Source organism: Aminobacter sp. NyZ550 (genome assembly GCF_025628925.2).
GTDB classification, from domain to species: Bacteria; Pseudomonadota; Alphaproteobacteria; order Rhizobiales; family Rhizobiaceae; genus Aminobacter; species Aminobacter ciceronei.
This window is the reverse complement of record NZ_CP114192.1, coordinates 37,123-60,829: the sequence shown is the minus strand read 5'-3', so window position 1 is coordinate 60,829 and position 23,707 is coordinate 37,123. Positions and strand designations below refer to the sequence as shown.

At 60.1% G+C, this 23,707-nt stretch carries 21 protein-coding genes and 2 pseudogenes; 15 read left to right on the top strand and 8 right to left on the bottom strand.

The features are described from left to right. Positions 1-65: 65 nt before the first annotated feature. Positions 66-1,130, bottom strand: a complete 1,065-nt coding sequence (locus tag N7E70_RS30200; RefSeq protein ID WP_154386606.1) for a site-specific integrase — start codon at positions 1,128-1,130, stop codon at positions 66-68. Positions 1,131-1,492: 362 nt separating this feature from the next. Here N7E70_RS30200 and N7E70_RS30195 point away from each other — a divergent pair, with 362 nt between their 5' ends. The 6 genes from N7E70_RS30195 to scpB all read left to right on the top strand — a co-directional run bounded on the left by N7E70_RS30195 (position 1,493) and on the right by scpB (position 7,302). Continuing rightward, complete coding sequence (locus N7E70_RS30195; protein WP_246765472.1) at positions 1,493-3,076, top strand: Mu transposase C-terminal domain-containing protein; 1,584 nt, start codon at positions 1,493-1,495, stop codon at positions 3,074-3,076. After that, the gene (locus tag N7E70_RS30190; RefSeq protein WP_154386546.1) at positions 3,067-3,996 is read left to right on the top strand and encodes a TniB family NTP-binding protein; all 930 of its coding nucleotides are present in this window, start codon (positions 3,067-3,069) and stop codon (positions 3,994-3,996) included. The genes N7E70_RS30195 and N7E70_RS30190 overlap by 10 nt, the downstream gene beginning before the upstream one ends. Continuing rightward, complete coding sequence (locus N7E70_RS31010) at positions 3,996-4,814, top strand: TniQ family protein (protein WP_154386545.1); 819 nt, start codon at positions 3,996-3,998, stop codon at positions 4,812-4,814. Before N7E70_RS30190 ends, N7E70_RS31010 begins: the two co-directional genes overlap by 1 nt. After that, positions 4,703-5,167, top strand: a complete 465-nt coding sequence (locus N7E70_RS30185) for a hypothetical protein (protein WP_154386544.1) — start codon at positions 4,703-4,705, stop codon at positions 5,165-5,167. The genes N7E70_RS31010 and N7E70_RS30185 overlap by 112 nt, the downstream gene beginning before the upstream one ends. Positions 5,168-5,536: 369 nt before the next feature. Next, entirely contained in the window at positions 5,537-6,577 is a 1,041-nt protein-coding gene (locus tag N7E70_RS30180) for a DUF1403 family protein (protein WP_093037009.1), read from the top strand. Positions 6,578-6,579: 2 nt separating this feature from the next. Next, positions 6,580-7,302: an SMC-Scp complex subunit ScpB gene (gene scpB / locus N7E70_RS30175; RefSeq protein WP_093037012.1), complete on the top strand. Its 723-nt coding sequence runs from the start codon at positions 6,580-6,582 to the stop codon at positions 7,300-7,302. Between the two features lie 289 nt (positions 7,303-7,591). Here the strand turns inward: scpB and N7E70_RS30170 are convergent, their stop codons facing one another. Together N7E70_RS30170 and N7E70_RS30165 are read right to left on the bottom strand one after the other, a co-directional pair. Further along, complete coding sequence (locus N7E70_RS30170; protein ID WP_093037015.1) at positions 7,592-7,789, bottom strand: hypothetical protein; 198 nt, start codon at positions 7,787-7,789, stop codon at positions 7,592-7,594. 442 nt (positions 7,790-8,231) lie between these two features. Further along, positions 8,232-8,522: a hypothetical protein gene (locus tag N7E70_RS30165; RefSeq protein ID WP_139274564.1), complete on the bottom strand. Its 291-nt coding sequence runs from the start codon at positions 8,520-8,522 to the stop codon at positions 8,232-8,234. Between the two features lie 74 nt (positions 8,523-8,596). Between N7E70_RS30165 and N7E70_RS30160 the strand changes: the two genes are divergently transcribed. The 3 genes and pseudogenes from N7E70_RS30160 to N7E70_RS30155 all read left to right on the top strand — a co-directional run bounded on the left by N7E70_RS30160 (position 8,597) and on the right by N7E70_RS30155 (position 10,309). Further along, positions 8,597-9,385, top strand: a complete 789-nt coding sequence (locus N7E70_RS30160; RefSeq protein WP_093037332.1) for a MaoC family dehydratase — start codon at positions 8,597-8,599, stop codon at positions 9,383-9,385. A 155-nt stretch (positions 9,386-9,540) separates the two neighbouring features. Beyond that, on the top strand, positions 9,541-9,813 hold the full coding sequence (locus N7E70_RS31005; protein ID WP_245414195.1) for a hypothetical protein: 273 nt from the start codon (positions 9,541-9,543) through the stop codon (positions 9,811-9,813). Next, a pseudogene (locus N7E70_RS30155) lies at positions 9,813-10,309 on the top strand (aldehyde dehydrogenase family protein). The gene N7E70_RS31005 and the pseudogene N7E70_RS30155 overlap by 1 nt, the downstream one beginning before the upstream one ends. A 233-nt stretch (positions 10,310-10,542) precedes the next feature. Here the strand turns inward: N7E70_RS30155 and N7E70_RS30150 are convergent. Continuing rightward, positions 10,543-11,343, bottom strand: coding sequence for a FadR/GntR family transcriptional regulator (locus tag N7E70_RS30150; protein ID WP_217649894.1), 801 nt, complete (start codon positions 11,341-11,343; stop codon positions 10,543-10,545). A gap of 377 nt (positions 11,344-11,720) precedes the next feature. On the opposite strand from N7E70_RS30150, the gene N7E70_RS30145 reads away from it, so the two are divergent. Continuing rightward, entirely contained in the window at positions 11,721-12,035 is a 315-nt protein-coding gene (locus N7E70_RS30145) for an EthD family reductase (protein WP_093037020.1), read from the top strand. A gap of 534 nt (positions 12,036-12,569) precedes the next feature. On the opposite strand, the gene N7E70_RS30140 is transcribed toward N7E70_RS30145, so the two are convergent. The 4 genes and pseudogenes from N7E70_RS30140 to N7E70_RS30125 form a co-directional block, all read right to left on the bottom strand. Further along, entirely contained in the window at positions 12,570-13,001 is a 432-nt protein-coding gene (locus N7E70_RS30140; protein WP_093037026.1) for a GlcG/HbpS family heme-binding protein, read from the bottom strand. A gap of 4 nt (positions 13,002-13,005) precedes the next feature. Then, the gene (locus tag N7E70_RS30135; RefSeq protein ID WP_093037335.1) at positions 13,006-15,198 is read right to left on the bottom strand and encodes a malate synthase G; all 2,193 of its coding nucleotides are present in this window, start codon (positions 15,196-15,198) and stop codon (positions 13,006-13,008) included. Positions 15,199-15,243: 45 nt separating this feature from the next. After that, a pseudogene (locus N7E70_RS30130) lies at positions 15,244-15,667 on the bottom strand (FAD-binding oxidoreductase); the annotation flags it as partial. Positions 15,668-15,917: 250 nt separating this feature from the next. Next, positions 15,918-17,135, bottom strand: coding sequence for a CaiB/BaiF CoA transferase family protein (locus N7E70_RS30125; RefSeq protein WP_093037338.1), 1,218 nt, complete (start codon positions 17,133-17,135; stop codon positions 15,918-15,920). A gap of 242 nt (positions 17,136-17,377) precedes the next feature. Here N7E70_RS30125 and N7E70_RS30120 point away from each other — a divergent pair, with 242 nt between their 5' ends. From N7E70_RS30120 to N7E70_RS30100, 5 genes are all read left to right on the top strand, one after another. Next, on the top strand, positions 17,378-18,496 hold the full coding sequence (locus N7E70_RS30120) for an ABC transporter ATP-binding protein (protein ID WP_093037028.1): 1,119 nt from the start codon (positions 17,378-17,380) through the stop codon (positions 18,494-18,496). A gap of 209 nt (positions 18,497-18,705) precedes the next feature. Next, positions 18,706-20,055 carry an ABC transporter substrate-binding protein gene (locus tag N7E70_RS30115; protein ID WP_263008166.1) on the top strand — a complete coding sequence of 450 codons (1,350 nt, stop codon included), beginning with the start codon at positions 18,706-18,708 and terminating at the stop codon, positions 20,053-20,055. 58 nt (positions 20,056-20,113) lie between these two features. Continuing rightward, a complete protein-coding gene (locus N7E70_RS30110) occupies positions 20,114-20,986 on the top strand; it encodes a carbohydrate ABC transporter permease (protein ID WP_093037034.1) in 873 nt (290 codons plus the stop codon). Between the two features lie 3 nt (positions 20,987-20,989). Next, complete coding sequence (locus N7E70_RS30105) at positions 20,990-21,940, top strand: carbohydrate ABC transporter permease (protein WP_093037037.1); 951 nt, start codon at positions 20,990-20,992, stop codon at positions 21,938-21,940. A gap of 75 nt (positions 21,941-22,015) precedes the next feature. Further along, on the top strand, positions 22,016-23,665 hold the full coding sequence (locus N7E70_RS30100) for a GMC family oxidoreductase (RefSeq protein ID WP_093037040.1): 1,650 nt from the start codon (positions 22,016-22,018) through the stop codon (positions 23,663-23,665). Positions 23,666-23,707: the final 42 nt, after the last annotated feature.

The window sequence follows — 23,707 nt, the reverse complement described above, 5'->3', positions numbered from 1 at the left end:
TGGCGCGCCACGCCGAATTCGCCCACCAGATGTGCGAGAAGGGCAGGGGAGGGGGTTTTTTGTCCCTACAGCCCGCTTGCCTTGGTGAGATTGACTCGAAACCGATCGCGGCGCCGCTGATATCTACGGGTCATCTCGGCGGAGGCGTGGCCGAGCTGCTTTTGCACGTAGCGCTCGTCGACCTCGGCCGACGAGGCAAGCCCGGCGCGCAGCGAATGCCCCGCGAACTTTTGTTCTCGTTCGCCCTCGGAAAGATCGCCGCGTACGCCGGCCGCCAGCGCTGCCCGCTTGACCAGGCGTGCCACCTCCTGGTCGTTGAGCCGCTCGCTGCCCACCTTTTTGCCTTGCCCCGTCACCCTTCGGAACAGCGGCCCGTGGGCAATGCGCGCGAGCTTGAGCCAGGTCTCCAGCGCCACGACCGGGCAGGTCGTGTCGGACGAGCCCCGGCCGATCTCGACCTCCCGCCAGCCGGTCTTGCCGCGCAACGTGACGAGCAGGCCTTTTTCGAAGACCTCGATCCAGCCGCGGCCGTCCTCGGTTTGGTCGCGGCCGACGTCCAGGCCGACGATTTCGGAACGACGCAGCCCGCCGGCAAAGCCGAGAAGCAGCATGGCACGGTCGCGCAAGCCGCGCAGGGTACCCCGATCGAGGGTTTCCAGCATGGCCATGAGATTCTCGGGCAGGATGGCTTCCTTCTGTACTGGCGGTTTTGCGTGGCTGTTGCGAATGCCGGCCATGACGGTGGCGATGTGCCGGTCTTTCCTGTCCAGCGGCTGGCCACGCTGTGCATAGTTCCACGTCAGCGAGGAGAGGCGCCGCTCGATCGTGGATACGGAGTTCGGCTTCTTGTCGCCGGTCGCCTTTCCTGAGGCGCAGGCGGTGATGTAGAGGCCGACCAACTGCGGATCGGGCGGGAACACGTCCAGACCTTGGCGGCGCGCCCAGGCGCAAAAATGCTTCCAGTCCGCAGCGTAGGCGCGGCGGGTGTTGGCCGAGCTCGCCGCCTCGACATAATCGCGCGCGCGATCGGCCAACGCGTCGAGATGCGCCGGCAGGCGCGGATTGGCGACGGCCGGAAGAGGGGAGGGGGCTTCGGCTGACAGTTCTTCCGGGGCGCGACCCATCTCCATGACGACATCGATGATGTCGGGCAAATCGTCCGCAGCTTTCGCCTCCAGCCCGGCCGACGACCGCAGACCTAAAGCATCGTCCTGCGCCCCCGTGCTGTGGGGCGGTGCGGAGGGTCGCGCGAGGCGATTTTCGGGCTTCTGCTCGACGATTCGGGCTGTCGCTCGCGTTTGGTCAACGGACGGCAAGTTACTGATCTGGCGCGAATCATCTTCGGAGTTCATTGGCGGATTCTAGCCGAATCAGCGGATTTTTCGTAACATTCGAGCGGACGAACTTTACAGCGAGGGTGGCTGTGGTTCATGGGCCCGACAAGGAGACGGTTGATGATGCCGCCTGGAATGAGGCGGTTGCAAGGGAGGCCGTGATCCGCAGACTGGTCTCGCTCGACTGCCCCGGCCGGTCCGATTTCTTCCGGGCTTGCCGTGAACTCGGCCTCAAGCGAACCCGGCTTTACGAACTGATCAGGGCTTATCGGGAGCATCCGGTCACGAGTTCGCTGCTGCCGCGCCCGGGCGGCACGAGACAGGGCAGCCGCCGGTTGCCGGATGAGACCGAAGCGGTAATCGCCGAAGCGCTCCGGGACTTTTACAAGACACGCCAGAAGCCGAGCATCAATCGACTGCACAAGGAGATCCGCGGGCTCTGCCGCTCGCGTGGCGTGCGCGTACCGTCCTGGCATGCGCTGAAGGCGCGGATCGAGGTCATAGACCCCGCCGAACTGACCAAGGCACGGGAAGGCTCGAAGGCAGCGCGTGATCGCTTCCACCCAGTTCCGGGAGAATATGCCGCCGAGTGCGCGTTCAACGTAGTCCAGATCGACCACACGCTGGTCGATGTCATTGTCGTCGATCGCCGATGTCGGCGGCCCCTGCAGCGGCCGTTGCTGACGCTCGCCATCGACATCGCAAGCCGCATGGTCGCGGGCTTCTACCTGACGCTCGAGGCGCCGTCGACGGTTTCGGTCGCACTCGTAATCCAGCATGTCGTGCAGCCGAAAGAGGTGTGGCTTGCCGGACTGGGCATCGATGCGAAGTGGCCGGCCTGCGGGTTCCCTGATGCCATCCACCTCGATAACGCCAAGGAATTCCGGTCGCGCGCCCTGCAGCGGGGCGCTGAGGAATATGGCATCGAGCTCATCCATCGTCCGATCGCCACTCCCCACTATGGCGGCCATATCGAGCGGCTGATCGGCACCATGATGGGCGCCGTCCATCTTCTGCCGGGCACGACGTTCAGCGACATCGACGAGCGTGGCAGCTATGATTCCGCCGCCCATGCGACGATGACTCTGGATGAACTGGAGCGGTGGATGGCGCTCGAAATCACGCGCTACCACGCCGATCGCCATGGAACGCTGGGGATTCCGCCGCTTGCGGCATGGCACGAGGCTGCGGCCCGCCGCGTTCGGCCTGTGCGTCAGCCCCACGATCTCGCCGGCTTCACGATCGATTTCCTGCCCAGCGCCGACCGGCTGGTGCGGCGTGACGGCATTCACCTGTTCGGTCTCCGCTACTGGGATGACGTGCTGAGCATATGGGCCGGTCGGCTCGATCGTGCGTTGCGCGTTTCCTACGATCCACGCGATCTTTCGAGGGTTTTCGTGCGCGCTCCGGATGGTACGCGCTGGCCGATCCGCTTTGCCGATCTGCGGCGCGCGCCGATCACACTTGGCGAACATCGCCGCGCTCGGACCGCCCTGCGGGAACGCGGTCTTTCGCTGGTCGACGAGCAGCTGATCTTCGAGACCATTGAGTCCCAGCGCGCACTAGTCGAGGACGCGACCAGGCGCACCAAGGCAGCGCGTCAGCTGGCGGAGAGGCGCGACCGAGCGCTGGAGGCTGCCGCGTCAAACGCGCTGGTTGCGGCCGAGCCGGCGCAAATCGAGGATGAGCGGCCGATCGACTGGAGCAAGGTCCCCGTCTTTCCCGTCGAGGAATGGTCGTGAGAGGGGAGGGGACTTTCGAGCACCTCGACGACCGCTACCGCCGCTATGCCGCTTTGCCCGACGAAGAGCGCATTGCCTGGATCAAGGCCGACCGCTGGATCGGCTTCGACCAGGCGCAAGCCGCACTTGTCCGCCTGAACGCGTTGCTTGCCTATCCCCCACGTGACCGTATGCCCTGCCTGCTGATCTATGGCGACACCGGCATGGGCAAGACCAAGATCGTCCGCAAATTCGAGCGGGCGCATCCGCCCACATTGTGTCAGTCGACGGGCGTGACCAACAGGCCGGTCGTCGTGGCCCAAGTACCCTCGGAGCCGGTCGAGCGCGACCTCTATCGGGAACTGCTGGCCAGCCTGCAGGCTCCAGCGCTCGTCGGCGGCGCGCTTGCCCGGGAGAAAGACATCTGCCGCTCGCTGCTGCGCACCGTCGGCGCCAGAATGATCGTGCTCGACGAGGTCAACGGCATGCTGGCGGGGACCTATCGGCAGCAACGGATTTTCCTGAATGCGCTGCGGTTTCTCGCAAACGACCTCAGAGTGCCGCTTGTCTGCGCCGGTACCGACCTGGCGCGCCAGGCCTTGCTCACCGACGCGCAGCTTGCCGAGCGCTTCGAGGCGTTTCATCTCAAGCTCTGGAAGAACGATCACGCCTTTGCGCGGCTCTTGAAAAGCCTCGCTGGCATCCTGCCGCTGCGCGCTCCGTCCGATCTCGAAACGGACGCGGTTCGTGAAAGGATCCACACGCTCACCAGCGGCGTCACGTTCAGGATTTTCCAGCTGATCGAGACGGCAGCCGAGGAGGCGATCCGGTCGGGGAAGGAACGGCTCGACCTGATGAGCTTCGGCGATGATCTTGTCCTTCCGCTTGTGTCGATGACGCAATCGGCACGCCGGCGGATGCCGCAGCCGGCGGCCGGGTGATGGAGCCGGATCGTCTGCCCGTGGCGCCGCGGCCCTTTCGCGACGAATTGCTGTCCTCCTGGATGGCGCGGGTGGCATGCCGCTACGGCCTTACGGCGCAGCAACTAGCCGGCTATTTCAGTGGCCTGTCGTCACCCCTGCCGATAGACGACGGGGCTCCGGCGGCCGGGCAGACGAGGGTTTGGGCACAGATCTGCAGTGTCGACCCCGATCGGTTGCATCGCCTGTCCCTGAGCTGGCGCTACCCGCGACGCGCTCGAGCCTGGTACGTAAGCAGGGGACCGGAATGGACGCCGTCGGCGATGTCCGGGTCTATCCCAGTCTGTCTCGCTTGCTTCGCTGCCGATCGCGCTGCGGGCCACGACGCGCATCTTCGAGCCGGCTGGATGCTCGCCGAACGCTGTATCTGCCCAACTCATGGCGAGTTGCTGCACGATCACTGCGTATCGTGCCACTGGCGTCTTTCCGTGGCTTTCCACCTGCACGACGGAAGCGCGCGGCCTGTCTGCAGCCATTGCGCGCGGCTTCTCACCGATAGGGGAGGGAGGGCGGTCAGCCACAGGATCCCGCCCTCCTGGCGACGGCGCTGGCCACCCAGCAGCGGATCACGGCAAGCGTCAACGGTGAAAATCCCGAGGGCGACAGGCTCGAGAAGGCGCTCTCAGTGCTCTGGGCGCCGCTCGACCATCCGGCAGCAGCGCGGCCGGTGCTGGCGCTGTGGTTCAACGAAGCCGGCTGGCGCTGTCCCTATGAAGCCAGGCATGCCGTCGGCGCCAAAACTCCGCTCGGCCAGTTGCCGGTGCGCTGGCGCTTCCTGACGCTGCTGGCTCTGGACGACGTTTTCGGTACCGATCCGCGCGTGGACGGTGCAATGCCGCCTGTCGCCGCTCATCTCGCCCGGCGGGCCGCGCCACGACCGATCCGCCTCTCAAGGCCAAGCCGACGGCCGCACGTCCAGCTGCTGAAGCGCTCGGCGGCCGAGTACGAGCGCCTGGCACGTCAAATTCTGGCTGATCCGAACTGGACCGCAGCGGAAGAGCTGCCCCCGCGAAAGCGAGAGCGTGTCCGGGCTCGGCTGATCGATGCTGCGCTTGCCGGGAATCCGGCGTCACCCGGGGCATGGTTGTCGCCCAAACTATCGAGCGACGAGCAGGCGATTCAGAAATGCTGAGACTGCGTGCTGCGGGGCGTAGTCTCACGAATTTCGATTCATCCGGCCGTACAAGGATGCACGAGATTTCGTCCGCAAGCCCGATTGACGTCGATATCGGCATTCTGCTCGACGAGAGAGGCTGCCCGCTGCCGCTGTCCGGGGATTAAGCGCAAACCCGGTCCGCTCAATGAACGCGAATTCTCGTCGATCTGACGCCTAAAGGAGACTGTCCGCCGGTGAAAAGCGAGCCACAAGGCCATTTTTTAAGGGGTCTCACAAAACGAGCGATAATGCAAGATTATCATTCATTATTGTTTGCCGACAGGCAGGGCGCTTTAGGCATATTATCGTTGTCAAAAGCGCCGCCGTGATTCATCCTGCTTTTCGATGATTCTGCGGCCCAAACTCCTCTCGCGCCACCCCGGCAAGCTTCTTGACGCGGTGGCCGTCGCTCCGGTGGCCCTGGTCCCGGCCTGGCTGCGCCGGGCAATCCCGGATGCGCAAAGCGTTGCGGGAAAGGAAGTTGAGGAGGTCGCGCTTGCTGCCGGTGCTGCTATCGGCGCCCTCGATGCGGTAGTCCGCCGGCAGGAACGGTGGGCCGGGGTCTGGCGGCAGCGCCTGGCGCTTGTCGCGGCCGCGGTGACGGCACGACAGGCCGGCCGCGTCGAGGATTCTTTGGCATTGCGCGACGCCGTGCTGCTGACACGCCCCGGCGATTTTTTGTCCGTTGGCCCGGCCGGGCTTTTGCTGCTCGCCTGGCGCCGGTTGGTCGACACGCCTGCCGAGAAACTGCTGACCGAGCGGAGCATCGGCGCGGTGTTGGAAGAACTCGGCTACGCCCCGGATGAAGAGGTGGTCAGCGCTCTGGTGGGGGAACTCGGTCAGATCGGCGGCGGGGCAGAGACGGTCGGGATGCTGACCGGTGCTTTTGTGGCCGCCGAACGCTATGGTTTTGGGCCGGCTTTCGGCGCCTGGCTCGCCGACGGTCTGCTGGCGCAGCGGCTGGCGTGGCCGCATGCAATACCGCTGCTGGGCACCGAAGCTGCTTTTTTTGGCATGCGTGCCGGGCATTCACGTCGGGCGGCGACCGGTATGGCGGCAGCGGGCCCTGAGACAGAGCCGGAGCGTGCCAAAAAACTGCTGGCGGCACAGGCGCGGGCGGCGCTGCGCGCCATCGATCTTTTTGCTGAGCTCGGCCGCCGTGCCGAAAAACTGCTGGCCGTCGCGCCGAAACTCAGGGCCAAGGGAGCGGACGCGATCGTCGACCGGTTGTTGAACGAAGACGCGCTCATGGCCTCGCGCGGGGACAAAAAAATGGACAAAAAGATGAGTGACCGGGGGCTACGCCGCCTGTTCGACCGGCTTCTTGTCCTGGGTGCCGTGCGTGAGCTGTCCGGTCGCCCGACCTTCCGCACCTACGGACTGTGACGATGGCGGCTCGTTCGACCAAAACTCGGCGAGACAATGGGGATGGGCAACGACCGTTGCTTGACCGGGAGCTGGATCACCTGCCGCCGGAGGCGCGCTGGCGCGAATGGATGCAGCGCGTTGAGGCAACCATTTTTGCCGCCAGCGAGCCGGTGACACGTAGTGTCCTCGCGCGGGTGGTTGGCGCGGATTGCAACCTCGATCTCTTGATCGACGACATTCGCGAGGAGCTGCGCGGGCGGCCTTACGACCTGGTCGCCGTCGCCGGCGGCTGGAAACATTTGACCCGGCCGACCTATGCCGACGCCATCCGCGCCGCTATGGGCGGCAGTGAGAAGGCGATGGATCTCACGCAATCCGAGGTGCTGGTGCTGATGTGCGTGGCGTATTTCCAGCCGATCACCCGCGCCGAGTTGTCGTCTTTCTTCGGCAAGGAGATCAGTCGTGATTTTATTGGTCATCTGCGCGGCGCGAAGCTGATTGCGTCCGGCCCGCGCAGCCCGACGCCCGGCGCGCCCTACACCTACGTGACGACCAAAGAATTCCTGTTGGAGTTCGGCCTCGACACGCTGCGCGACCTGCCGGATTTCGAGGCGCTCGAAGACGCCGGGTTGCTGTCGAAGGAGAAGCTGCTGGCAGGGGATATTCCGATGGGGATTGCGGGCGGTGAAGATGATGGCGAGGACGAGCAGCCGAGCGTCGGTCTCGTCGACGACGCGATGTGATGAACGGATCATCCTGGTTTTCCTGCGCCCGCCGATGAGAACTCATGACCATGACGACTGATCGTGCGACAGGCGATGACCGGTGAACCTACATGGCGTTGCCGTCAAGCAGGCTGGCCGGAAATAGCACCAACTTGGTGCCGCCGGCATAGCGTCGCGGCGAGAACAGGATGTCACGAAACCCTGCTGCTTGACCTGGTCGGCGGGCTTCCAGGAAGATTCTGATGCTGTCCCGTGTCTTCCTGACGACCAGCACGAAAGCGAATTTGCTCGTGCGAACAAGGCCGGTCTATGCCGATGCGTCGTCTGGCGGGGCAGTTCGCTTTGGAGCGGTTTGGTGATCGCTGAGGGTCTGGGAGAGACTGTGCAGCGCCCTCAGCAATTCTCCCATCGCCATACTGTGGGACAGCCCGTCTTTTTCGACGACCTTGATCAGCGCCTCGATATGGGCGCTGTCGGTATCCCACGGATTCGAAGAAGTTTTCATAAAGCATCGATTCAGGGGCAACGCGCGGGCGGCCAGGAGCGGGATGCCGCCCGCCGTGTTGCCTGATTTGCGTACTCGTTACCTGGCGCGAATCCCAATCTCGCTGATTATGGTTAAAATAGCATTACAGACTGCGTTTGAATCAGCACCGAAGCATGCCGCTTTGTCGGGCGGATGCAGCGGCACGAGGGCAATGCCCGTGTCGAACGGACACGACAGGATGGCCTGCTCGATTGTCAGAAACTGAAAGCGAACAGTAGATGTCGGTGTGATCGCCAGGACTGCTGAGCGACCTTACGGAATTCGAGGATTTCGGCTGCCCGCTTTGGCATCGAATGCTCGGTCGTGGTGATTGAGTGTGAAATCGCACCGAACAGTAACCCCGCGTCGAGCAGGATTTATCGACCTGATTTCATTGCGAAAATTAGAATTGTCCAAGGATCTAAGAAGGCGCAAATCGCAACCCTTCGAAAATCTGGGAAAGAGCAGCTGAATCAGACACTTGAGCATGCTGGTGCTTGGGGTTACTGTTCGGCGCGATTTCACAACGTGTATGCGAAACTGATAAAGGTGAAGGCCGCGCCACCTCGATGACAACCTTGTCCGCTACAATGTCGCTTGCACCTATTCGCTGCTGGGCGAGACTGATGGTGCCATCAAATTGCCGGAAATTTGCCTGAAGCAGTTTGGGACCGACATGAAGCAATGGATCAAAAACGACTCTCGATCTCATCCGGGATCATCCGGCAATCAGACGCTTTTAGCGCCGTATTGATGTCCGTCAGCAATGCTATGTTAGGAAGTCAAATGGCTGAGCCGCCCTATCGCGTCCAGGCGTTCAACAGCGCCACGCACTCCGAAAACAGGATGCACGATGATGCGGTGGCGCAAAAATATGGCTTCAGCGGCGGCCTGGTGCCAGGCGTCGATGTCTTTGCGTATATGGTCCACGTTCCGGTGGCGAAGTGGGGACGAGCCTTCCTCGAGCGCGGCCTGATGGAGGTGCGCTTCGCGAAGCCGGTTTACGATGGCGAAACCGTGGTGGTTACGTCCGAGCCTTCAGACGAAGGCCTAGCGATTGCGCTCAACGGCAGCGACGTTCGAGCTGCCGGCAGTGCCTCGCTGCCGGACGCGCCACCCCCGATCTCCGTTGGCGATTATCCCGAGACTGCGCCGGTTGCGGTGCGGGGGCCGGTCGATCTCAGGTCTTACCAGGTCGGCAAATGGCTCGGAACGGCGCCGCGCTCCTGGCCGGGCCAATCTGGAGCGGACTATCGGGCGGAAGTACGCGAAACCGATCCAATCTATGCTCGCGAAGGGTTGGTGCATCCCGGTATGGTGCAGCGGGTTATGAACCGGGTCTTGATGGAGAACGCTTTACTGGGGCCGTGGATTCATCTCGGCAGCCGCATGCAGATGCTGTCCACAGCTGCTTGCGATGAAGAGTTGGTCGCGCGGGCACGCGTTACCGCGAACTACGAAAAGAAGGGCAACCGTTTCGTGGAAGTAGATGCCGTTGTTGTTGCGAACGGCCGGAAGTTGATCGCCCACTGCCAGCACATCGCGATCTATCAACTTCGCGAACGAGCAGCGTGAGGCACAAGGCTGTCGAGCAGCATCGTCACCGGCGCACCCGGTTCTGCAGGCCGTCAAAACAGATAAGGGAACGCAAGACACGCACGTGACAATCGCTCCACCAGACGCGGACGGGGATTCTAGTCGCCTTTCAAGTTTGTCCCCCAGGACAGCCCGTGTCTGCTTCGGCGGCGCGGGCATCCTTACAACGAAAGCAATCAAAGATGCCCAATGCGGCGCTGGTATATCCCGATACGAAGCTCTTTATTGATGGCGAATGGCGTGAGGGTCGCGAATGCCGGACTATTCCGGTTATTGATCCGGCGACCGAGGAGACGATCGGCTCGGTTGCACATACCGCGCGCCGGATCTCGACGCCGCGCTGGCCGCCGCCGATCGCGGCTTCAAACTCTGAAGCTCAACCTCGGCGTTTGATCGGTCTAAGCTGATGTGCAAGGCCGCCGGCTTGCTGCGAGAGCGCGGAGATCGCATCGCCTGGCTCCTGACGCGCGAGCAAGGCAAACCTTTGGCAGAGGCCAAGGGCGAAGTGATGGCGGCGCCGACATCATCGATTGGTTCGCTGAGGAGGCGCGCCGCACTTGCGGCCAGGTGATTCCGGCGCGCGCGCGAAGAGCCATGCAGATGACGCTCAAAGCTGCCGGTCGGTCCGGTGGCCGCGTTCACGCCCTGGAACTTCCCGTCAATCAAACAGTGCGCAAGCTCTCCGCGGCGCTCGCCGCCGGCTGCTCGATCATCGAAGGCGCCGGCACCGCCGCCGGCGGCGCCTGCCGAGCTCCTTGGCGCCTTCGTCGATGCCGGCGTGACCGCCGGGGGTCGTCACTCTGGTCTCTGGCGCGCCGGGGGAGATCTCCGAGTGTGAAAATGCGCCGGCCAGTGACCCCGCGTCGAGCAGGATTTGTCGTGCTGATTTCATTGCGAAGATGAGTGTTGTCCTAGGGATCTCAGAAGGCACGATTGTGACCCTGCGAATCTCACAAAGAGCAGCTGTATCAAACTCTTGAATGTTCCAGTACCTAGGGTCACTGGCCGGCGCATTTTCGCAGCCGATCGCCTAATCAGATTCACGCGCTCGAAGGCGCACTGAGTCAGTCGGTCTGGTCGGCATCGAGGTATCGTCCCTCGGTTCATTACGCTTCGGCACCTTGGGGTCGATTGCACTATTTGGTAGTTTGTTCCGGCGCCGCGTGGAGAGTCTGCCATGTGGCCAGGGCTCGGGACAAGTGTCGGTCCATCATTCCCACTGCCAAATCGGTTCGACGAGCCTCAATGGCTTCAAGTATCTCACAATGATCGTCGTAAGCTTGCGTGCCCCGTGAGTAATCTGAAAAGTATATTATGCGACGCTGTTTTGAGAATTCATAAAATAATTTCACCGTGCGAAGCAGTACTCTATTCTGTGTTGAAGCGACGATTCCAAGATGGAACGCTTCATCCTCAGCCTCAATTGTCTTTTTGCTATCAATTGCAAGCTTCGTTTTGTAGAGGATTTCCCTCAGCCGATCTACGTCCTGATCCCGCCTTCTATCGCAGGAAATCCGTACGCCCTGCAGCTCCAGAATACTTCGCACTTCAAACACGTCCTTAGTCTCTTCAGGCTGAAACGGCAGGCCAGAAGACGCACGAAGAACGAGGGCCTCGATGCTACTTTCCTCAGAATTTCTAAGATAGATCCCAGAGTTAGGCCTTCGCTCAATCACACGCATCGACTCGAGAGCGGCCAAAGCCTCGCGAACCGCCCCGCGACTGACATTGAACCTGTCGGCAAAGTCACGTTCCGACGGCAATCGTTCGTTCGGCTCATAGCGACGCTCATCAATGAATGAGAGTATTTTCCCTACAACGTTCGGGACACCGGCAATCCTATCGCTTTCCGTCTTCTCAAGCATTTTTCGGTCTTTTTTCCAGCCGTCAGTCCATCCCAACCAGGTCCATCCCGATACGGAAGGGTCATAAATCATACGCGTTGCTTGGCAACTCGAACCCAAAGTACCAGTGAAACCCTAGCCGGTCTACCAAATTGGTTAATCCGGCTCCGCGCTGAAGCTGCCATATGCCCGATGGTTAAGCCACCCGTTCATTAAACTCCCCACGGCATGCCTTGCGCGTAGAGATGGCCAAGCGCGGCGCCCGGCCAACACCAAGCCGATGGCCTAGCCGTAAACGCCGTCCGCCGTTCAGGGCCTTCCTCTATCGCCACCGCACCCTCGAGACGCAGGTCGAAACTACCTTGCTCTCGTCAAACTCATTTCAGCTAAAATCTAGATGCAATTCATGGGTCGGTGACCTATAAATGCCCCCGGAACGCTCGGAGAGGCGTTCAGGTAGGAGCCCGACCATGATCAAGATGAGCGTCTACTATCCGGCCCATGGCGGCTCGAAGTTCGACCACGATTACTACTGTGCCAGCCACCTGCCACTGATCAGAGAACGAATGGGCGATGCCTGCCTGCGCTACGAGATCGAGAAGGGCCTAACGGGCCGCGAACCTGGAAGCGCGCCGGAGTTCGTCGCAGCGTGCCACATCTACTCACCGAGCCTGGGGACATTCCGGGAGGCGTTCGGCCCACACCGCGCGGAGATCGTCGCGGACGTCGCCAACTATACGGACATCGCACCCATCGTGCAGATCAGCGAAATCGTTGGAGCGTAAGGGCTTCGGTGCGTCAGGCTTGGCCGTTGTCCGGGATCGGCGTCGTGCTCGCCATGACCAGCTAACCGGTGCCGAACAGGTCCACGATCAGGAACGTGTCATTGCCATTCATGCGACAACTACTTTGCTCTCGTCAAGCGCGCTTCAGCCAAAATCTGGATGCGCTCTATGAACCGGTGAAGTAGACCGGCGCTGGCGAACGGTTCCAGAAAGCACCCGAAGCCTGCATCATTAACTCCATCTATCTTCGAAGTAGGGGTCAAAGTTCGGTCGTGCGGATACCCGCCGGGACCAGCGCCGCGTCGATCATTGCCATGACCATGTTCTGCGGGGCCTTGCCGATGTCGATGACATGTCGGCGGTGTCTATAGTGAGGGTGAACATGCGTCTCTCTCCTCACCTGCGAAGAGTAGAGCGAAGGTGCAGCCCGCTCACCGACTTGAGGCCAGCCTGCCGCAAAGTTCATCGGCAAAACCCGCTTCCAAGCACATTCCGCACGCAAAAGCCGTTTCACGCTTTTGCTTGGAAATGGGGTTAGCCCTTGTCCGCGGCCAGGCCTACCTGTTCGACAGCGTGCGCCGCGCAGATTTCGTCGTTGTCCGATGTATCGCCGGAGATTCCGACAGCACCGAGGGTTTCGCCCGCTTCCCCGCGTATCAGGACACCACCGGGAACCGGCACGATCTTCCCGCCGGAAACGCCGGACAGGGCTTGGACAAAATGAACACGCTCGGCGGCGGCCGCGTTCAGCCAGCGGGAGCCCGAGCCGACCGCCAGCGCGCCATAGGCTTTGCCAAAGGCGATCTCGAAGCGGAGCATGGAAGAACCATCCTGCTTCTGGAATGCGATGAGGTGGCCGCCTGCATCGAGCACCGCGACCGAGAGCGGCTTCAGGTTGAGCTCCCGCCCCCGATCCAGCGCGGATTCGATGATGCGATTGGCGACATTCAACGTGATGGTATTCATTGTTTTATCCCGTTCCGAGAACGTTCTCGCCTGCCCCACTGGCCTTCAGCTCCAACCGGCGGGCGTGCAGAACCGGCTCGGTATAGCCGTTCGGCTGGGCGCGGCCCTGCAGCACCAGATCACACGCGGCCTGGAAGGCGATCGAATTCTCGAAATCCGGGGCCATCGGCCGATAAAGCGGGTCGCCCTCGTTCTGCCGGTCGACGACCGCCGCCATGCGCTTCATCGTCTCCATCACCTGATCGCGCGTACAAACGCCATGATGCAGCCAATTGGCGATGTGCTGCGAGGAGATGCGCAGCGTGGCGCGATCCTCCATCAGGCCGACATCGTTGATGTCCGGCACTTTCGAGCAGCCGACACCCTGGTCGATCCAGCGCACGACATAACCCAGGATGCCCTGGGCGTTGTTGTCGAGTTCCTTCTGGATCTCTTCGGGCGTCCAGTTCGGCCGCAGGGCGACGGGGATCGACAGGATGTCGTCGAGCTTGGCCTTCGGGCGGTTTTTGAAACCTTCCTGCACGGCGTGCACATCGACCTTGTGGTAGTGCGTCGCATGCAGCGTCGCGGCTGTCGGCGACGGCACCCAGGCGGTGTTGGCGCCGGCCTTCGGGTGAGCGATCTTCTCAACCAGCATCGCCGCCATCAGGTCGGGCATCGCCCACATGCCCTTGCCGATCTGGGCATGACCGGCAAGCCCGCACTCCAGGCCGGTGTCGACATTCCACGCTTCATAGGCGGAAATCCACGCCGCCTGCTTCATGTCGCCCTTGCGGATCATCGGGCCGGCTTCCATCGAGGTGTGGATCTCGTCGCCGGTGCGGTCGAGGAAGCCGGTGTTGATGAAGACGACGCGTTCGCGGGCTGCACGGATGCATTCCTTGAGGTTGACCGTGGTGCGGCGTTCCTCATCCATGATGCCCATCTTCAGCGTGTTGGGCTGCATGCCGAGCGCCTGTTCGACGCGGCCGAAAAGCTCGACAGCGAACGACACCTCCTCCGGCCCGTGCATCTTCGGCTTGACGATATAGACCGAGCCTGTCCGCGAATTGGCGCGGCGGCCATTAGGGCCGACATCGTGCAGCGCGATCAGGCTGGTGATCATCGCGTCCATGATGCCTTCCGGAACCTCATTGCCGTCGCGGTCGAGGATCGCCGGGTTGGTCATCAGGTGGCCGACATTGCGCACCAGCATCAGCGAGCGGCCGGGCAGAGTCAGTTTGCTTCCGTCGGGTGCCGTATAGTCGCGGTCAGGATTGAGCTTGCGCGTGAACGTCTTGCCGCTCTTCGAGACCTCTTCCTCTAAATCGCCCTTCATCAGGCCGAGCCAGTTGCGGTAGACGGCGACCTTATCCTCGGCGTCGACCGCGGCGACCGAGTCCTCGCAGTCCTGGATGGTGGTAATGGCCGATTCCAGAATAACGTCTGAAATTCCAGCCTCGTCTTGGCTTCCGATGACGTGTTGATCATCAAGGATGATTTCGATGTGAAGGCCGTTTCTCGATAAGAGCAACGAAGACGGATTGTCGACGTCACCTAGGTACCCCGCGAATTGTGAGGGATCGCGCAACCCACCCTCCGAGGAGCCCGTCATCAGTCGAAACTGACCATCTTTAATTTGAGAACTGGTCATGTTTGACCAGCTGTCTGTCTTCAACGGCACGCTGTCATCTAAGAATGCTCGCGCCCACGCGATGACTTTCTCGCCGCGCTTGGGATTGTAGCCATTGCCCTTTTCGGCGCCGTCGGTCTCGGGAATGGCATCGGTGCCGTAGAGTGCATCATAGAGCGAACCCCAGCGCGCGTTGGCGGCATTCAGCGCATAACGGGCATTCATCACCGGCACGACGAGTTGCGGACCGGCGACGGTGGCGATCTCCGGATCGACGTTTTCGGTGGTGACCTTGAAATCCGGACCTTCGTCCAGCAGGTAGCCGATCTCCTTGAGGAAAGCCTTGTAGGCCGCCATGTCGGACGGCGCGCCATTTTCGCGATGCCAGGCGTCGATCTTCTCCTGAATCTCGTCGCGCTTTTCGAGCAGCGCCCGGTTCTTCGGAGCGAGGTCGCGAACGATCTTGGCGAAGCCGGCCCAGAACTCTGCGAGCTTGATGCCGGTGCCCGGCATCGCGCGCTTGTTGACGAAATCGTAGAGCCCGCGATCGACCTGCAACCCGCCGACTTCGATTCGATTTGCCATGTCCAAAGCTCCGTTATGGCGCCCCCACAGGCGCGTATCGTTTCGCGGGTTCGGTGCATAGAAAAACCCTTCCACTTCCAGCTCTGCGCTGACGGAAAGGTTCGTGACGCCGGTCTGAACCCTGATGAATCGGTTTGCGGTATCAATCTCGCGAACATCCCGCACCACGCTATCGGCCGTCGGAAGTGCGCCGCCTGCCAACGATGTCTCCGCACCGCGCGGGATAACCGGAACCCGCAGATTGTGGCAAATTCTCATCGCCGCCGCTACCTCCTCGGTGGTGCGAGGCAGAACCACGGCGAGCAGCGGACATCGGTACGCCGTCAAACGCGTCGCATTCATATGCCTGGGTTTCCTCCGGGTCCGAGACGATCGCGTCCGCGGGCAGGACGGTACTCAACGCGGCGACGATCTCGGGCTTATGGGCGATGATCGCGGCGTCGGGAACGGGCATGGCGATGCTGGACATTGGCTCAATTCCGTCTGACCGAAAGCAGTGAATAACCGGACGCTCCTTCGCGCTCGCCTTCATCGAAGGCACACGAGATGCGCAGGCTCGCGACAAGCAGACTCACGAGCATCACAGCTATTTCCCGCGCGCCGCGCGAGAATCCGGAGCGAAGGGGAAGCGCGATATTCGCTGCGGCGGCTCGCCCGCGATGACCTTGGCGCGTCGAACGGCTGAGACCGAATCCGGAGCGCACGCAGCCGGCCCTGAATCATCCGCAATAGATAATCTTGTCCTTCTCAAGTCGCGATATTTCATCGTCGCCGATGTTGAGGATTGAATTGAGGATGTGCTTCGTATGCTCCCCAAGCATGGGGGGGCTGATGGTGTACTCAATTTCTGTCTGAGAGAATTTGATCGGATTGGCCACGAGCGGCACGGTCTTGCCCGTGGTGTGGGGAAGATTGATCTGCAATTCGCGATGGACGACCTGCGGATGCACGAATGCCTGGTCGAGTCGGTTGATCGATGCGCATGGTACGCCGATGGGTTCGAGAAGCGCGATCCAGTGCTCGGTTGGTTCCTGGGCAAGGCGTTCGGCCACGATCGGGATCAGAGCGTCGCGGTTTTCCAAGCGATCCGTGTTTGTGGTGAAACGGGGGTCGTCGCAGAGCACTTGCAGCCGGGACGCCGTGCAGAACTTCCTGAACTGCTGGTCGTTCCCCACCGCAAGCACGAATGATCCGTTGCTCGATTTGAACACCTGATAGGGCACGATGTTCGGATGGGCGTTTCCATATCGGCGCGGCGGCTTCCCCGTGGTCAGATAGTTCAAGTTCTGGTTGGCCAGAGCGGCAAGCTGGACATCAAGAAGCGCCATGTCGATATGCTGGCCCTCGCCCGTCCGCTCGCGATGCAACAACGCCGACAGCACACCTGTTGCGCTATACATTCCAGTGAGGAGATCGGAAATCGGGACGCCGACCTTCTGAGGGCCGCCGCCGGGCTTGTCGTCCGCCTCGCCCGTGATGCTCATCAGCCCGGATATGGCTTGGATGGCCATGTCGTATCCGGCTACGTTTTTCATCGGGCCGGTCTGGCCGTATCCCGTAATGGAGCAGTACACGATGTCCGGCTTTATGAGCCGGAGCGCTTCATAGTCTAGCCCATACCGTTTCATGTCGCCGACTTTATAGTTCTCTATGAGAACGTCGGTCTTCCTGACCAGAGATCGAACGATGTCCGCGCCTGCTTGCGTGGCGATGTCCACGCAAATCGAGTGCTTGCCGCGATTGGCGCTCAGGAAGTAGGCACTCTCGGTTGTTCCATCAAGATGCGGTGGCCCCCAGTGGCGAGTGTCGTCGCCGGTGAACGGGCGTTCGATTTTCCAAACCGTCGCCCCTAGATCGGCCAAGAGCTGCCCGAGCCAAGGGCCCGCAAGAATCCTCGATAAATCGAGAATTTGGTATCCGCTTAACGGTCCTGCCATATCAACAACCCACATTCGAGATTAATAGCTTCTTTACAGAAGCTGTGGGTAATGCGTAACTGGAGTTACCAGATTGGTCAATCCAATTTTGGCGCCCACCCATCCGGGGCAATATCAAATCCACGTCGCAGACATTGACGAAACTGCGAATCTGGTCTATCCAAATTGGTCTACAACAAGGCCGCCGGGAGGGCGGCCTGCGATGCCCGCACTGGGGATCACGTTTAGGGAGGTTTTGCTGCATGGCGCGAATATCGCTCCAAAATGTCTCCAAGTCGTTTGGTGGCGACCAGGGCCCTTGGGCCGTTAATAAATTCTCCCTAGAGGTAGAAGACGGCGAGCTCGTTGTTTTTGTCGGTCCTTCGGGATGCGGAAAATCGACGACACTGCGGATGATCGCTGGCCTCGACGACACCACGTCGGGCACCATCACGATCGGCGGGCGGGATGTCACCGGTCTGCCACCGAAAGATCGCAATGTTGCGATGGTCTTTCAGAACTATGCGCTGTATCCGCAGAAGTCGGTCTACGACAACATGGCGTTCGGCCTACGGGTGCGCGGTGAAGCGAAGCAGGAGATCGACCGGCGCGTGAGGGCTGCAGCGGCCAGCCTAGACCTCGAATCCCTGCTCCACCGCAAACCGCGACAGCTGTCGGGCGGGCAGATGCAGCGTGTGGCACTCGGGCGTGCGCTCGTGCGGGACCCCGATGTTTTCCTTCTGGACGAGCCGCTTTCCAATCTGGATGCGAAGCTGCGCGTCAAGATGCGGGAAGAAATCGCGACGCTCCATGCCCGTCTCGGGGCAACGATGATCTTCGTGACACATGACCAGGTCGAAGCAATGACGCTTGGAGACCGTATCGTGATCATGCGCGATGGCCTGATCCAACAGGCTGGGAAGCCTCTCGAACTCTACGATCGGCCTGCAAACACGTTCGTAGCCGGGTTTATCGGTTCGCCCGAAATGAACCTGATCGACGGGCAGTTGTCCGACGCAAGCGGGCGGCTCGAGGTGCGATCGGGAGACCTTTCGGTAGGCATACCAGAAAAGACCTTCGCCAGGAGCGGACAGAACGTGACGCTTGGAATCCGGCCCGAGCACCTCGTCATCTCTAACGGCTCGCCGCTTGAGATGACCGTGAACTTGGTCGAGCAGATCGGAGCGCAGACTTATCTCATGGGCACGCTGGCCGGCCATAAGATGCGTGCCGTCCTCCAGCGTCGTGATGAAATCCGCGCCGGTGACAAACTCCCTATCGCCTTCCCGAGTGAGCGGCTTCACCTGTTCGACTCCATTAGCGGTGCGTCGCTGCGGATGGCGCAAACGGGCGGCAAAATCGGCGTAATGGAAAATGCGTAATGGCCCCCTGCGAGAGCGGCGGGTCAGGCTGATACTGCGCCCCTGGACCGTGGAGGGCGTCACCGGACTTCAGTAGGAGCTCTGTGTCGCGTCCTAACGATAGCACCTCTGGAGCGTCATAAAGGAGGGTCAACGCTATACTCGATACCGGCGACGTTAATTCTTGGCATTTGGCTTGAACTGACAAGTTAACAAGGGAGGAGCAGGAAATGAGCATTTACATTCCAGGTAGAGTGAGAATGGCGGTAGGCTTGTCCGGCATGACCCGCCGCAACTTTCTTAAATCCGCTGCCGCCGTCGGAGCAGCAAGCCTCGCGGCGCCTGCGGTGGTGCGGGCCCAGTCCGGCGTCACGCTTCGGTTTCTCAACTACGAAACTTCGGTCGCTAGTCAGGCAGCCCTGAAAAAAGCGTGCGACGACTACGAAAGCAAATTCGGCGTCAAGATAATCGTCGATTCGAGCCCCATTAGCGGCACGATGCAAAAAGTGATGGCGGCGGTCGCTGCCGGCCAGCCCTATGACATCATGACTTCCGGGTTCATCGGTGGAATCTTGGAGTATATTCACGCCGGCGCCATCGTCCCGGTGACCGACCTGGTCAAAAAGTATGACTGGGGCAAGAAGGCCGCATGGGAGTATCAAGGTGAGAACTGGTACTATCCGTTCGATTACAACCTCGTCGTAAATTATTACCGGAAAGACCTCTATGCCCAGAAAGGTCTGAAGATACCGGAGACGTGGGACGACTTCTTGAAGAACTGCCAAGCGCTTACAGTCGTTAATGGTGGAAATGTTGACGTCGGCGGCTGTGTCATACCTCTTGCAAGCGACAGCTCGACCAACTGGGCGAGCTTCGGCAATATGTTCGCCGAAGGCGCGGAGCTCTTTGACAAAGACTGGAATGTCGTTTTCGACCAGGGCGAGAACGCTGATCGTGCCACGCGCTTCTTGGATTTCTACGGCGAGTTGTACAAGACGATGCCGCCCGGCATGAACGCCGTGAGTTATGCTCAACTAATGAGTCTCTTCGCCACCGGAAAGGCGGCACACAGTGTCTATTCTGGTCGGTTGGTCGAAGCGCTTGAAGCGACTAACCCAGAACTCGCCGATAAGTACGGAATATTCCCCTCGCCTGGTAGTACCGGTCAAAAGGCACTTTCATATGCTTTTGACGGCTTCTGCGTAGGGAAGTCGAACCAAAGCGAGGAGGCGATTAAGTTCCTTCAGTGGTTTGCAGAAGAGCATTACGTCGATTGGCTGCTTTCAGCATGGATGAACAACCATCCGGCGCGCCTGGACATCTATGAGAACGAGCGTTGGAAGAGCCATCCCATGATCAAGAAGCATTGGAATACGATGATGACGATGAAGTCCTACATTGAAGGCGACAACATCAAGATCATGGCAATCGACACCAGCGGTCCTTCGATCGACATGCGTGCTTGTAACGTATTCAACGCGAATGTCATGCCGGAAATGCTCCAGCAGAAAGTCCTCGGCAACGCCTCGTCGGCTGATTGCGTCGCCGCGACTGCGCAACGCATTCGCTCCGTCATCTAACTGCAGATCGGGGCGGCCTCCGCTGCCGCCCCGATCGTTCGTTCAAGGGATGATTCTTATGGTTCAGGACCGGCGAATTGTTGCATTGTTTATTGGCAGTATCTCCTTGCTCGCATTTATTATTGGCGGCCCGTTGATTTACGCGGTTATGCTATCATTCTATTCGGCCCGTTCGTTTATGAGCGAACCCGAGTGGGTCGGCCTGAGCAACTACATCAAGGTATTGCAAGATCCTCTTTTCTGGAATTCGTTGACGAACGGCCTCACAATCGCGCTTTCGTCGATTGTCCTGCAGGTAGTTCTGGGCGTTGGAATAGCGATGGTGCTTAACAAGCGCTTTGTTGGCCAGACCATTGCACGTTCGATCGCTATTCTTCCCTACTTCCTGCCGACAGTTGTCGCCTGCCTAGTGGCCCAATGGATTCTCGAGCCAAACTACGGATTGGTAAAGACCGCTCTGGCATCCATCGGTGTTGGAATGCTCGATTGGAGTTCTCATGCCTTCACGGCCAAAGGCACAATCATACTCGTCAGTGTGTGGTTGTGGACACCTTTTGTCGTAACCTGCGTTCTAGCTGGTTTGCAGACGATCCCAACGCAACTTTACGAAGCTGCTCGCGTCGATGGCGCCGGTGCTTGGACGCAATTCTGGCACATCACGATACCAGGCTTACGCTCGGTTCTGATCGTGGTCATCCTTCTGCGTGGCATCTGGATGTTCAACAAGTTCGATCTGATATGGCTTTTGACAAAAGGCGGGCCGCTCAACCAGACAGAGACCTTGCCTACCTTAGCCTATCGGAAGTCGTTTATTGAGTACAACCTGGGCGGGGGCGCCGCTGTGGCAACGATCTCCTTCCTCCTGCTCTCAGGCGTCATTCTCATCTATCTGCGCCTGTTCCCCATCGATGATGCAAAGCAAGGGCGATAAGAAATGAAGAGCCATGTAGAGCGATTGCCCGTTGATTCCAGTCGCCAGATACCTGAGCGCGAACCGATTCGTCCGAGATCGTCGCTGCAACACGGGAGCAAGGTTCAGGAAAGCACTTTCTGGAAACCATTCAAAAAGCTATCGGCAAAAATTGCCCTTTATGCAACCGTACTCGTTATCTGTCTTTATTCACTCTTTCCGATATACTGGATGATCATTTCGAGCCTAAGGCCCGCGGAACGCCTTTTTCTCGATACATCTCTCGTTTTCTGGCCGCCGGACCTGACGTCTTACGTCTCCCTCTTCCGGCAGACGAATTATATCGTCAATTTTCTGAACAGCGCTCTGATGGCGGTTGCGACGATTACCGTCTCCCTCGTGCTGTCGGCATTTGTCGCTTACGGCGCCACCCGGCTGCGCTTTCGGGGCAAGACTATGCTCGTTGCATCGATGCTTTTTGCCTACATGTTCCCACCCCTCATGCTGGCCATCCCAATGGCGGCAGCTTTCCGAACGATCGGCCTCACCGACACACTGTGGGGGCTGTTGATCGCCCATCTCGCAATTTCGCTGCCGCTGGCGGTGTGGTTGCTCTGGGGTTTCTTCAAGTCAATGCCGTTTGACCTTGAGGAGGCTGCGATGGTTGACGGCTGTTCTCAGTTCGAAGCGTTCATCAAGGTCGTCTTGCCATTGTCCGCTCCCGGGCTCATCACTGTCGCCATCTTCTCGTTCCTTCTCTCTTGGGCCGACTATGTGTTCGCGCTGATACTTATTATGAGCGACCAAAGAAAGACGCTCCCCGTTGCTCTGCAGTCGTTGCTCGGCGCGCATGATTTGCGTTGGGGTGAAGTCTTGGCCGGCGCTTCGCTGATAGCTCTGCCTTTGTTTGTAATATTTATCTTTTGCTATCGGTACTTCGTCGCCGGGCTGTCAGCGGGTGCGGTGAAGGGATGATCCCGTCAAAAAGCGGCGGAAGATCGGTCGCGTTTTGATCTGGATTCCAAAAGCATCACCATCGGGAGAAGGTTTATGGCGAGCTACGACTATATTATCGTTGGTGCAGGTTCGGCCGGATGTGTTCTGGCAACTCGCCTGAGTGAAGACGCTAATGTGAGCGTATTGCTGATTGAGGCGGGCGGGGGGAAGTCGATGTTTGTCGATATGCCCGCCGGAATCAAGGTTCTCTATACGAGCGGTCGATACAACTGGCGGTTTTGGACTGAGCCGCAGCAACATCTAGACAATCGCCGGATCTATATCCCCAGAGGGAAGGTCATAGGAGGGTCGTCATCGATCAATTCCATGATCGCTATGCGCTGCAACCCGTGGGACTACGATTCGTGGGCGTCTCGGGGCATGCCTCAGTGGAGCTTTGCCGCGATGCTCCCCTATTTGCGCAGGATTGAGGATGCGAGCCTGGTCGCTGAACCTGATAATGGAACGCGTGGGCACACCGGGCCCATTAAGCTTTCCTACGGGCCACGGCGCCCGACCGCCCAGGCGTTTGTCGACAGCCTCCTCGCCGCCGGTTTACCAGAGAACCATGGATTCAATGGACCCTCGCAGATAGGCGCAGGTTTCTACGAACTTACGATAGCAAATGGAAAGCGGTCCGGCTCATTCAAGTACCTGGAACGCGCCAAGGGACGCCCGAACCTCACCATCCTCTCCAATAGTCATGTTCGTCGCATTAACGTTGAAAGAGGTGGTGCCCGTGGCATCGTCCTGGTCCAGAACGGCCGCGAGAAGACGATCAACTGCGATCGAGAGGTTCTGCTGACGGCAGGCGCGATCGGATCGCCGCAGCTTTTGATGCTGTCTGGTATTGGGCCTGCTGATCATATGAAGTCTTTCGGCATCAAACCCGTTCACGATCTTCCGGGCGTGGGCGAGAATCTTCAGGACCACCTGGACCTCGCGGTTCGCTTCGAGTCATCGCAACCGACGACGTTGACCCCCTATATGGGCCTCCTGAGGGGCGGCATGGCCGGCGCTCGGTATATTCTCAAAGGCGATGGTCCGGCCGCTTCGCAGGCCGTGGAGGCGGGAGCGTTTTGGGGCCCTGACCGATCATCTCCGTTGCCGGAGTGGCAGGCACACTTTGCCAACGTCCTCCGCAATCCGCCGGCCGGCGAGCGTATCGCTCACGGTTTCGCTGTTCGCGTATGTCAGCTCAGGCCACAAAGTCGCGGTACGGTAAGATTGCGAAGCGGAGACCCCGCCGTTCCACCGGCGATCGACCCGCGTCTTGCTTCCGAACGTGCAGACCTCGAGAGCCTGAGAGATGGCACGCGCGATATGTGCGATATGATGATGCGCGGACCACTCAAGAACTTCATAAAACGTCCGTTGGATGCGGAAGTGTTCGGCAATCTCTCCGAGCAGGAGGCTTTCCTGCGAGCGCGGGCCGAGACGGTGTATCACCCCGTAGGGACCTGTCGCATGGGCGCTGACGATGCATCGGTCGTGGACCCGAGCATGAAAGTCCGCGGTGTTGATGGTGTACGGGTGATCGACGGTTCGGTGATGCCAACGCTTCTAAGCGGCAATACGAACCTGCCGATTATGGCGATCGCCGAAAAAATCGCTGACGAACTCATCCACGGCGAAAGCGTTTCGCGTGATCACCCGATCGCTGGGGAGATGCTTGCGCACGGGCGCCACGCGCCCTCCTCCTGAAAGCCTCCGTTTATCGTCCGAGGAACGCTGTAGCGGTGCGAA